This window comes from Terrabacter sp. GCM10028922, assembly GCF_042666095.1.
Lineage (GTDB): Bacteria > Actinomycetota > Actinomycetes > Actinomycetales > Dermatophilaceae > Terrabacter.
Map to the genome: position 1 here is coordinate 577,959 of NZ_JBHTFG010000006.1, position 8,970 is coordinate 586,928.

The 8,970-nt window shown below is 71.9% G+C and carries 8 protein-coding genes; all 8 read left to right on the forward strand.

Translation table 11 applies throughout. From position 1 onward, the window contains the following. Window positions 1–35: 35 nt before the first annotated feature. The 8 genes from argC to tyrS all read left to right on the forward strand — a co-directional run bounded on the left by argC (window position 36) and on the right by tyrS (window position 8,501). Window positions 36–1,079 (forward strand): N-acetyl-gamma-glutamyl-phosphate reductase, encoded by a 1,044-nt coding sequence (argC, locus tag ACFQU3_RS07480; RefSeq protein WP_385908251.1) that lies wholly within the window; start codon window positions 36–38, stop codon window positions 1,077–1,079. Then, window positions 1,076–2,242 carry a bifunctional glutamate N-acetyltransferase/amino-acid acetyltransferase ArgJ gene (gene argJ, locus ACFQU3_RS07485; RefSeq protein ID WP_385908253.1) on the forward strand — a complete coding sequence of 389 codons (1,167 nt, stop codon included), beginning with the start codon at window positions 1,076–1,078 and terminating at the stop codon, window positions 2,240–2,242. The genes argC and argJ overlap by 4 nt, the downstream gene beginning before the upstream one ends. Beyond that, window positions 2,239–3,255, forward strand: a complete 1,017-nt coding sequence (gene argB / locus ACFQU3_RS07490) for an acetylglutamate kinase (RefSeq protein ID WP_385908255.1) — start codon at window positions 2,239–2,241, stop codon at window positions 3,253–3,255. The genes argJ and argB overlap by 4 nt, the downstream gene beginning before the upstream one ends. Beyond that, window positions 3,252–4,439, forward strand: a complete 1,188-nt coding sequence (locus ACFQU3_RS07495; RefSeq protein ID WP_385908257.1) for an acetylornithine transaminase — start codon at window positions 3,252–3,254, stop codon at window positions 4,437–4,439. The genes argB and ACFQU3_RS07495 overlap by 4 nt, the downstream gene beginning before the upstream one ends. A gap of 5 nt (window positions 4,440–4,444) precedes the next feature. Continuing rightward, complete coding sequence (gene argR, locus ACFQU3_RS07500; RefSeq protein WP_385908259.1) at window positions 4,445–4,930, forward strand: arginine repressor; 486 nt, start codon at window positions 4,445–4,447, stop codon at window positions 4,928–4,930. Between the two features lie 31 nt (window positions 4,931–4,961). Then, window positions 4,962–6,473, forward strand: a complete 1,512-nt coding sequence (gene argH, locus ACFQU3_RS07505; protein ID WP_385908261.1) for an argininosuccinate lyase — start codon at window positions 4,962–4,964, stop codon at window positions 6,471–6,473. Window positions 6,474–6,495: 22 nt separating this feature from the next. Then, a complete protein-coding gene (locus ACFQU3_RS07510; protein ID WP_385908263.1) occupies window positions 6,496–7,131 on the forward strand; it encodes a DNA-3-methyladenine glycosylase in 636 nt (211 codons plus the stop codon). Window positions 7,132–7,241: 110 nt separating this feature from the next. Further along, a complete protein-coding gene (gene tyrS / locus ACFQU3_RS07515) occupies window positions 7,242–8,501 on the forward strand; it encodes a tyrosine--tRNA ligase (protein ID WP_385908265.1) in 1,260 nt (419 codons plus the stop codon). Window positions 8,502–8,970: the final 469 nt, after the last annotated feature.

Sequence of the window (8,970 nt, forward strand, 5' to 3'; positions counted from 1 at the left end):
GCAGGAGTATGCACGTTCGTGTATAGTCATGCATTGTGATCAGGGCAGCAGTTGCGGGGGCGAGTGGCTACGCCGGAGGAGAGATCCTCCGGCTGCTGCTCGCCCACCCGCACTTCGAGGTCGGGGCCGTCACGGCGGCCAGCAGCGCGGGCGAGCGGCTGGGGGCGGTGCACCCGCACCTCGTGCCCCTCGCCGAACGGGTGCTCGTCGAGACGACACCGAAGACCCTGACCGGTCACGACGTCGTCTTCCTCGCGCTGCCGCACGGCCACTCGGCCGCCATCGCGGCGCAGCTGCCCGACGCCGTCGTCGTCATCGACTGCGGGGCCGACTTCCGGCTCGAGTCCGAGGAGGCCTGGACGCGCTTCTACGACACGGCGTACGCCGGGTCGTGGCCCTACGGGCTCCCCGAGCTCCCCGGCCCGTCCGGGACCGTGCAGCGGGGCCGGCTCGCGGGAGCCACCCGCATCGCGGTGCCCGGCTGCTACCCCACGGGCATCTCCCTGGCACTCGCTCCGGGCTTTGCGGCCGGCCTGCTCGAGCCCGACGACGTCGTCGTCGTCGCCGCGTCCGGCACGTCCGGTGCCGGCAAGTCGCTCAAGCCGCACCTGCTCGGCAGCGAGGTCATGGGTGCCATGTCGCCCTACGGCGTCGGCGGGGTCCACCGGCACACCCCCGAGATCGAGCAGAACCTGTCAGGCGCCGCGGGCGAGCCGGTGCGCGTCTCGTTCACGCCGACGCTCGCGCCGATGCCGAGGGGCATCCTCGCGACGTGCACCGCGCGGCTGCGTCCCGGCGTCGACCCCGCAGCCGTGCGCGAGGCCTGGGCACGGGCGTACGCCGTGGAGCCATTCGTCCATCTGCTGCCGGAGGGCGTGTGGCCGACGACCGCGTCCGTCGTGGGCAGCAACCACGTCCAGCTCCAGGTGGCCGTCGACGAGCGGGTGCGGCGCGTCGTCGTCGTGTCGGCCATCGACAACCTCACCAAGGGCACCGCCGGCGCCGCCGTGCAGTGCGCCAACCTCGCCCTGGGTCTCGACGAGACCCTCGGGCTCCCGATCGCAGGAGTGGCCCCGTGAGCAGCAGCCCCGCGCACGTCGACCTGCCCTTGGGCTTCCGCGCGGCCGGGGTCACGGCCGGCCTCAAGGCGAGCGGCACCCCCGACCTCGCGCTCGTCGTCAACGACGGACCCGACCACCATGCTGCCGCGGTCTTCACGAGCAACCGGGTCGAGGCCGCGCCGGTCACGTGGTCGCGCCAGGTCGTGGCCGACGGGCGCGCCGATGCCGTGGTCCTCAACTCCGGCGGTGCCAACGCCTGCACGGGCGCCCAGGGCTTCCTCGACACCCATCGCACCGCCGAGCACGTGGCAGAGGTCCTCGGGCTCTCAGCGGGCGACGTCGTCGTCTGCTCGACCGGCCTGATCGGCGAGCTCTTGCCGATGGACAAGGTCACCTCGGGCGTCGGCGCCGCTGCGGCGGCGCTCTCGCCCGGCGGTCATGAGGCGGCTGCGGTCGCGATCAAGACGACCGACACGGTGCACAAGGTCGCCGGTCACGCCGGCGAGGGCTGGTCCGTCTCCGGCATGGCCAAGGGTGCGGGCATGCTCGCCCCGGCGCTCGCGACGATGCTCGTCGTCCTCACGACCGACGCGTCCGTCGATCAGGGTGACCTCGACGCCGCCCTGCGCGCAGCGACCGCCGTGTCGTTCGACCGGATCGACTCCGACGCCTGCATGTCGACCAACGACACCGTCGTCGTCCTCGCGTCGGGGGCCTCCGGTGTGCCGGTCGACCGTGACAGGCTCACCGACGCGCTGACGGCCGTCTGCTCGGACCTTGCGCGGCAGCTCATCGCCGACGCCGAAGGAGCCGCCCACGACATCGCCATCGAGGTCACGGGCGCCGCATCCGTCGACGACGCCCTCGAGGTGGCGCGGGCGGTGGCTCGCAACAACCTCTTCAAGTGCGCGGTCTTCGGCAACGACCCCAACTGGGGCCGCGTTCTCGCGGCGGTCGGCACCACACGCGCGGCGTTCGACCCGGCGACGCTCGACGTCTCGATGAACGGCGTGCAGGTCTGCCGGGCCGGCGGCGTCGGGGAGGACCGCGGTCTCGTCGACCTCGGAGCACGTGAGGTGCACGTCCTCGTCGACCTCCACGCCGGCCCCGAGACCGCCACGGTCTGGACCAACGACCTCACCCACGACTACGTCCACGAGAACTCGGCCTACAGCTCATGACGACGACCCGAGGTGGGCAGGACCCCACCGGCAGCGCGTCGCACCAGAACCTCCGGGGAATCATCGACGCCGCGTCCCTGCGTGTCGCCGCAGGCAAGGCCGCGACGCTCGTCGAGGCACTCCCGTGGCTCGAGCGCTTCCGCGGCGCCCTCGTCGTCGTGAAGTACGGCGGCAACGCCATGGTCGACGACGAGCTCAAGGCGGCCTTCGCCCAGGACATCGCCTTCCTCCGGTATGCCGGCCTGCGGCCCGTCGTGGTCCACGGGGGCGGACCGCAGATCAAGGCCATGCTCGAGCGCGTCGGCCTCGAGAGCGAGTTCAAGGCAGGCCTGCGCGTCACGACGCCCGAGGTCATGGACGTCGTCCGCATGGTCCTGACCGGACAGGTCGGTCGCGAGCTCGTCGGGCTGCTCAACCAGCACGGGCCGATCGCGGTCGGTCTGTCCGGCGAGGACGCCGCCCTGCTCGGCGCGCGCCGCCGCGGCGCTGTGGTCGACGGTGAGCAGGTGGACCTCGGGCTCGTCGGCGACGTCGAGAGCGTCAACCCCTCGGCCATCATCGACATCCTCGACGCCGGCCGCGTCCCGGTCGTCTCGACGGTCGCACCCGACCTCGACGTCGACGGCCAGGTGCTCAACGTCAACGCCGACACGGCTGCCGCCGCGATCGCCGTGGCCCTCCGGGCCGAGAAGCTCGTCGTGCTCACCGACGTCGAAGGCATCTACGCCGACTGGCCCGACCGCGGGTCGCTGCTGTCGGCGATCGACGTCACCGCCGCGCGCGAGCTGCTCTCCCGTGTCGACCACGGCATGGTGCCCAAGCTCGAGGCGTGCATCCGGGCCGTCGAGGGCGGCGTGCCCCAGACCCACGTCGTCGACGGGCGCAAGGCGCACTCGATCCTGCTCGAGATCTTCACCGACGAGGGCATCGGCACCATGGTGCTGCCCGCCATCACCGGCCCCGGGGCGTCCGTCTCGCGGGCCGGCGAACCCGAACCCGAGGAGTCCTCATGACGACGGGCAGCGACCTGCTCGGCCGCTACGCCGGCGCGATGGTGCAGGTCTTCGGCACGCCCCAGCTCGTCCTCGCCGCGGGCCACGGCTGCTGGGTCACCGACGTGGACGGCAAGCGCTACCTCGACCTCCTCTCGGGCATCGCCGTCAACGCGCTCGGTCACGGACACCCGGCGCTCGTGCAGGCGGTCGCCAAGCAGGCCGAGTCGGCCATCCACGTCTCCAACTTCTTCACGTCCGAGCCGGCCATCGCGCTCGCCGAGCGACTCCTCGCCGTGAGCGCCGCCCCCCCAGGGTCGGGCGTCTTCTTCGCCAACTCGGGCACCGAGGCGACCGAGGCCGCGATCAAGCTCTCCCGACGCACGGGACGCACGCGGATCATCGCCCTCGAGGGCTCGTTCCACGGCCGGTCCACGGGAGCGCTCGCGCTGACCCACAAGGCCGCATACCGCGAGCCGTTCGAGCCGCTGATCCCCGAGGTCGTCTTCGTGCCCCCGAACGACGCGCAAGCCCTGCGCGCCGCGGTGGACGACGCCACCTCCGCGCTGTTCCTCGAGCCGGTCCAGGGCGAGGCCGGCGTGCGGGAGCTCTCAGCCGACTACCTGCGTCTCGCCCGCGAGCTGACGACGGCGCACGGCGCCCTGCTCGTCGTCGACGAGATCCAGACCGGCATCGGCCGCACCGGTGACTGGTTCGCGCACCAGGCGTCAGGGATCGTCCCCGACGCGATGACGCTCGCCAAGGGCCTGGGTGGCGGTGTGCCCATCGGCGCGCTCGTGACGTTCGGGCCGTCCGTCACCGGGCTGCTTGCTGCAGGGCAGCACGGCACGACCTTCGGCGGCAACCCACTCGCCTGCGCGGCCGGTCTTGCCGTGCTCGACACGATCGAGCGCGTCGGGCTGCTCGACCACGTCCGGCAGGTCGGTGCGCTGCTCGACCACGTCGACGTGGAGGGGGTCACGGGCACGCGCGGACGCGGCCTGCTCCGGGCGATCGAGCTTGACGGCATACCCTCGGCGGCGGTCATGACGGCCGCCCGCGAGGCCGGGTTCATCGTCAACGCCGTCACCCCGACGGCCCTGCGTCTCGCGCCGCCGCTGGTCCTGTCCGAGGGCGAGCTGCGCGGCTTCCTCGATGCCCTGCCCGCGATCCTCGCGGCGGCACGAGAGCGCACGGGGGCGTGATCGTCGTGAGCCGCACGCAGCGCCAGCGTCGCATCGTCGAGCTCCTCGGTGCGCACGCCGTGCACAGCCAGGGTGAGCTCTCCGACCTGCTCGTCGCCGAGGGCACCGAGGTCACGCAGGCGACCCTGTCGCGTGACCTCGTCGAGCTCGGCGCCGTCAAGGTACGCCGCGGCCGGGCGCTCGTGTACGCCGTGCCGGGCGAGGGCGGCGAGGTGGCAGCCGTCGGCTCCCTCGGCGACTCCGCCTCCGCACGGCTGCGCCGCACCTGCGAGGAGCTGCTCGTGTCGGCCACGGCGGCCGCGAACCTCGTCGTGCTGCGCACCCCGCCCGGCGCGGCCAACTACCTCGCCTCGGCGATCGACCTCACGCGCGACCCCGAGGTCGTCGGCACGATCGCCGGTGACGACACGATCATGATCGTCACCGCGAGCGCGACCCACGCGGTCGCTGTCGCCGAGCGGCTCCAGGCGCTCGCCGGCAGCCGTGAGTGACGCCCCCACCCCAGCAGGAGGAGAACCACCGATGACGACCGACGCCACCACCGGCACGAGCGGCACCACCCGTGGCAGTGGCCGCGACGTCCGCCCCGACGGCGGCCCCGATGCTGGGCGTGAGGGTGGGCCCGAGGCCCGCGTGAGCCTCTGGGGAGGCCGGTTCGCCGGCGGACCCGACCAGGCGCTGGCGGCGCTGTCGAAGAGCACCCACTTCGACTGGCGCCTCGCGCCGCACGACATCGCCGGCTCACGTGCGCACGCGCGCGTCCTGCATGCCGCGGGCCTGCTCACCGACGAGCACCTGGCCGGCATGCTCGACGGCCTCGACCACCTCGAGGCCGACGTCCTGTCCGGCGACTTCGTGCCGGCGCAGGACGACGAGGACGTCCACACGGCCCTCGAGCGGGGGCTGATCGAGCGGGTCGGAACCGACCTCGGAGGGCGCCTGCGGGCGGGCCGGTCGCGCAACGACCAGGTGACGACGCTCTTCCGGATGTACCTGCGTCAGCATGCCCGGATCGTCGGCGGCCTCGTGCTCGACGTCGTCGACGCGCTGGTGGCGCAGGCCGACCGTCACCTCGGCGTGGCGATGCCCGGGCGAACCCACCTGCAGCACGCCCAGCCGGTGCTGCTCTCGCACCACCTGCTCGCGCGCGCATGGGCCCTGCTGCGTGACGTCGACCGGCTCCGTGACTGGGACGCCCGGGCGAACGCATCGCCCTACGGCTCGGGCGCCCTGGCCGGTTCGTCGCTCGGCCTCGACCCTGAGGCAGTCGCGCGCGACCTCGGCTTCGCCCGTGCCGTCGAGAACTCGATCGACGGCACGGCGTCACGCGACTTCGCCGCCGAGTTCTCCTTCGTGGCGGCGATGACCGCCGTCGACATCTCGGGCATCGCGGAGGAGATCGTGCTCTGGGCCACGAAGGAGTTCTCCTTCGTCACGCTCCACGACGCGTACTCGACGGGTTCGAGCATCATGCCCCAGAAGAAGAACCCCGATGTCGCCGAGCTCGCCCGCGGCAAGGCCGGTCGCCTGGTCGGCGACCTGGCCGGGCTGATGACGACGCTCAAGGCCCTCCCGCTCGCGTACAACCGCGACCTGCAGGAGGACAAGGAGCCGGTGTTCGACGCCGTCGACACCCTCGAGGTGCTCCTGCCGGCGTTCTCCGGGATGGTCGACACCCTGACGTTCCACACCGACCGGCTCGAGTCGCTGGCGCCGCAGGGCTTCGCGCTCGCGACCGACATCGCCGAGTGGCTCGTGCGCGAGGGCGTCGCGTTCCGCATCGCCCACGAGGTCGCAGGTGCCTGCGTCCGTGAGTGCGAGGCGCGCGGCATCGAGCTGTGGGACCTCTCCGACGAGGACTTCGGGAGGATCAGCGAGCACCTGACGCCGCAGGTGCGCTCGGTGCTCTCGGTGGCCGGGTCGCTCGCATCGCGTGATGCCGTCGGGGGCACCGCGCCCGTCCGCGTCGCCGAGCAGCTGGCCGCGGCACGTGACCGCCTCGCCGACGCCCGGGCCTGGACGGCCACCGTCTGACCCTCGGGCTAGCGTGTCGCCGGTGAGCCTCGAGGACCACCGACTGCCCCGCGAGTTCTTCGCGCGCCCGTCCGTCGAGGTGGCGCCGGAGCTGCTCGGGCGCCACCTGTCGTTCGGCGGGGTGACACTGCGCCTGACCGAGCTCGAGGCGTATGCCGGCGAGCTCGACCCCGGGTCGCACGCCTATCGAGGAGTGACCCCGAGGACCCGCCCGATGTTCGGGCCACCCGGGTTCACGTACGTCTACTTCACCTACGGACACCACTGGTGCGTCAACCTCGTGGTCGGCGAGGTGGGATCGGCGTCCGCAGTTCTCGTGCGGGCGGGTGAGGTGCTGGAGGGCGAGGACCTCGTCCGCGCCCGACGCGGCCCGGTGCGCGAGCGCGACTGGGCCAGGGGACCGGGGCGTCTCGGCCAGGCGCTCGCGATGTCGAAGGAGCACAGCGGGCTCGACTTCTGCCGCCCGCCCGTCGGCGACCCCATCGACCTCGTCGTGTCCGCGGGCGCCCCCGTCGGGCGGGAGCACGTCGTCGTCGGCCCCCGGGTCGGGGTCAGCGGTCCCGGGGGCGACGCGGTCGCCTACCCCTGGCGCTTCTCCGTCGCGGGTGACCCGACGGTCTCCACGTACCGCCCCGGCGTCGTGCGGCGGCGTCGCTGACGCCCGGCATGCGGGACCACGCGGTACTCGGTGGCCCGGCCGCTGCGGCATACGGCAGGCTGTGTGCCGGTGGGCAGGGAGCCCGCCGTGGAGAGAGGACACCGATACCCGTGACGGACATCTTCGACGAGCTGCAGTGGCGCGGCCTGGTGGCACAGTCCACCGACGAGGCGGCGCTGCGCGAAGCACTCGCGGATGGACCTCTCACGCTGTATTGCGGCTTCGACCCCACCGCGCCCTCGCTGCACTTCGGCAACCTCGTCCAGCTCGTCGTCCTGCGTCACTTCCAGCGCGCCGGGCACAGGGTCATCTGCCTCGTCGGTGGCTCCACGGGCCTCATCGGAGACCCGAAGCCGACGTCCGAGCGACTGCTCAAGACGAAGGAGCAGACCGCCGACAACGTCGCGCGGATCAAGGCGCTGGTGCGGCCGTTCCTCACCTTCGAGGGGGAGAACGCCGCGATCCTCGTCGACAACCTCGACTGGACCGCCCCGCTGTCGGCACTCGACTTCCTGCGCGACGTCGGCAAGCACTTCCGGGTCAACCAGATGATCAAGAAGGACGCGATCGCGACGCGGCTCGAGAGCAACGAGGGCATCTCGTACACCGAGTTCAGCTACCAGCTGCTCCAAGGGCTCGACTACCTGCACCTGTACCGCGAGTTCGGCTGCACGTTGCAGACCGGCGGCAGCGACCAGTGGGGCAACCTCACCGCGGGCGTGGACCTCATCCACCGGGTCGAGGGCAAGGCGGTGCACCTGCTCACGACCCCGCTGCTCACCGATGCGGCCGGCAACAAGTTCGGCAAGTCCGAGGGCAACGCGGTGTGGCTGAGCGCCGACATGACGAGCCCCTACGCCTTCTACCAGTACTTCCTCAACATCGAGGACGCCTCGGTGGTCTCGCTGCTCAAGGTCTTCACCGACCGGGGGCCCGACGAGGTCGCCGAGCTGGAGCGGCAGGTAAAGGAGGAGCCGTTCCGCCGGGCGGCGCAGCGCACCCTCGCCGCCGACATCACCACGCTCGTGCACGGCGCCGAGGCGACCGCCGCCGTGCAGGCTGCATCGGAGGCGCTCTTCGGCAAGGGCGACCTGGCCGGCCTCGACGCGCGCACCCTCGCTGACGCGACGGCCGAGCTGCCTGGAGCCGGCGTGGCGGTGGGAACGTCCGTCGTGGACGCGCTCGTTGCCGTCGGGCTCGTCGACTCGCGCAACGGCGCCCGTCGGGCCATCGGGGAGGGCGGGGCCTCGCTCAACAACGCCAAGCTCACCGACCCGGAGCTCGTGCTCGGTGAGGACGACTTCATGCACGGTGCGGTGGCGGTCCTCAAGCGGGGCCGACGCAATCTCGCTGCTGCACGCCGCGTCTGACACAGGCGGGTCGAGCACCGCCGGCCGGCATCGGAAGCAACCGCCTCAGGGGCGGATCCCGTTGGTACACCACGGGATCCGCCCCTTTTGGCACGCTGGGGCGGGCGGATTTGTGTTTCTCGGCGGGGCCGGGCTAATGTTCTCTTCGTCAGCCCGACAGGGAGGAACGGACGCCACGGCGGAGCGAGTGATCGCGACGCGAAGTAGGCCGGTCCCGGGGTTGACGAAGGTCCGAAGCAGTCCGGTCGATCGGGTAGGCTTCGGAGAGCAGGAACCGCTGACACCAAGCGGGTCGGCTCGGACGCCCTGAAGGGCGGATCGCGAGTTTGACTCCCAAGCTTGAGGCGGGTAAGTTTGAAGGGTTGCCCCGGAGGCCTCCTCGGTGAGGTGGTTGATGGTGTGTGTCCGATTCTTGAGAACTCAACAGCGTGTCAAAAATCGATGCCAATTACCTCGTTTTGGGGCTTTG